1 protein-coding gene is annotated in these 1960 nt (G+C 31.3%); it reads right to left on the reverse strand.

Going from position 1 to position 1960, the window contains the following annotated elements; genetic code table 11:
* A partial coding sequence (locus tag ACQV2O_RS08480; RefSeq protein WP_428875560.1) for a leucine-rich repeat domain-containing protein occupies positions 1 to 1792 on the reverse strand: 1792 nt, incomplete at its 3' end.
* Positions 1793 to 1960 lie beyond the last annotated feature (168 nt).

The raw sequence follows: 1960 nt of genomic DNA on the forward strand, positions 1-1960 counted from the left end.
CTTCATCCGGAGTGCCGCCATCTGGAGTCTCTTCATCCGGAGTGCCGTCATCTGGCGTATCGTCGTCAAGATTAATTAAAATATTTTCTTCCTTAAAGCCTAATTCCACCATTTTATTTTTGATGTTATCTGAAGCAACTTCTATTTTAACAGTACCTTTTATATTATCCGGAAGGTTAAAACTATCCTCTGCAAAAGTGGCATTTTTCGCCTTAATTATAATTTTTTTCAATGATCCAAGAGGTCCAGCAATAGTACTATTTGAAAATTCTTTGACTCCTTCTCCAAAAATAATAGTTGTTAAAGAATCTAAGCCATAAAAAGGATTCCTTCCTAAGCTATTTAACGATTTTGGTAATTCAACGCTCTCTAAAGATGGCATATAATAAAATGCCAACCTACCAATTTCTTCAAGTCCCTCATTTAGGTTAATTTTTTCTAACTTATCTGCATTTTTAAACGTAAAATCTCCTATTTTTTTAACATTTTTCCCAAATATTAACTCTTTAAGATTATCATTATTGTCAAAAGCATAATCGGCTATAAACACTACTTTTTCAGGAATCTCATAGTTTCTTTCAACTTTTCTCGACGGATATTTTATAAGATTTTTTTCATCTTTATTAAACAAAATTCCATCTATATCTTTAAAATTATTATTTGATGAACTTACCCTTATTTCTTCTAAATCAGGAGTTGTTATAAATGCTTCTTCTCCTATTGAGGTAACCCCTTTAGGAATGTAAAGTCGCTTCAATTTTTTGTTTGAAGAGAAAGCACCCTTACCAATAGTCTTTAAATTAGAAGCATCTCCAATTTCTAAATCCGTTAGATTCTCATTAAATGAAAAAGCTTTGTCTCCGATTGTTTCAACAGAATCCGGAATTATTATATTTTTTAGATTTGAGAAATAAAAAGCTTCTTTTCCTATATGCTTTAAGTTAGACTTTGGCAAAAACTCAACATTTCTGATGGTTTCAGCTGAAAAGAATGCTCGATCTTGAATCTTCAAGATTGAGTTGGGCACGATAACCTTCGAAACATTCGGACCCATTCGCTGACCAGATGATTCTTCAATTACACTATAGAATGCATTGCTAGCGATTTCCGTTACTGTAAATGTACCTTTTTCATTTTGAATAACATTAGAAATTCTTAAGGTATCATCATTCCATATGAGACTTTTTTCACCATCTCCTAATTGAACAGTTCCTACTCCGTCTTTATATGACAAGATTTTATAAACTAGGTTCTGGCTATCTGTAATAGTGCTTCCTAGGATTTGAGCGTTTTGATCATTCATGTAGGTTGACTTTAAATTCTCTTTTGAAAGATTAGTGTCAGTTTCCAAATAACTCTCCAAACTATTTTCAGATTCTCTTGAGGTCGTAGGCGCAAGTATTTCTGATGACCTATTACCTTCAAACTCTGTTTCTTTATCTTTAGAAACATTTTTTGGTTTTTTAAGATCAGAATCTAATAATTTTTCTCGGTCTTCATTATTGATAATACTATCCTTATTTTCATTTTTTATATCGTTTTTATCAGAGATTTTGTTTAAATCGTCTTGATTTTTTTCGTCAAAAGTCTCTGTTTGATGTCCCTCTGAAACCAGAACATCTTTTAACTCGCTTCTTACAGTAGTGCTTTCTGATGAAGCAACTTTATTATGTATATTCTCTATAGATGCCTTTATATTACTTTCATCTTCAGCAAATATCGCAGACTGCGAAACCAAAACAAAACTACTTATTGTTAACATGCTACCGATTAAGAATTTATTTTTATTCATAAACTTCCTCCAAAAACTATATTTTAGGTTAGCCTAAATAAATAATTAAGCATTACTAAAGATAGCATCCCTATTAAATTTTGTCAACGAGTGAATGATAAGTTCTCTCAAATTTTGTGTTAAACGTAAATGATAATGTCTCAAGAGAACACAAATCAAAATGTCCCA

The organism is Facklamia sp. P13055, assembly GCF_050409445.1.
Lineage (GTDB): Bacteria > Bacillota > Bacilli > Lactobacillales > Aerococcaceae > Facklamia.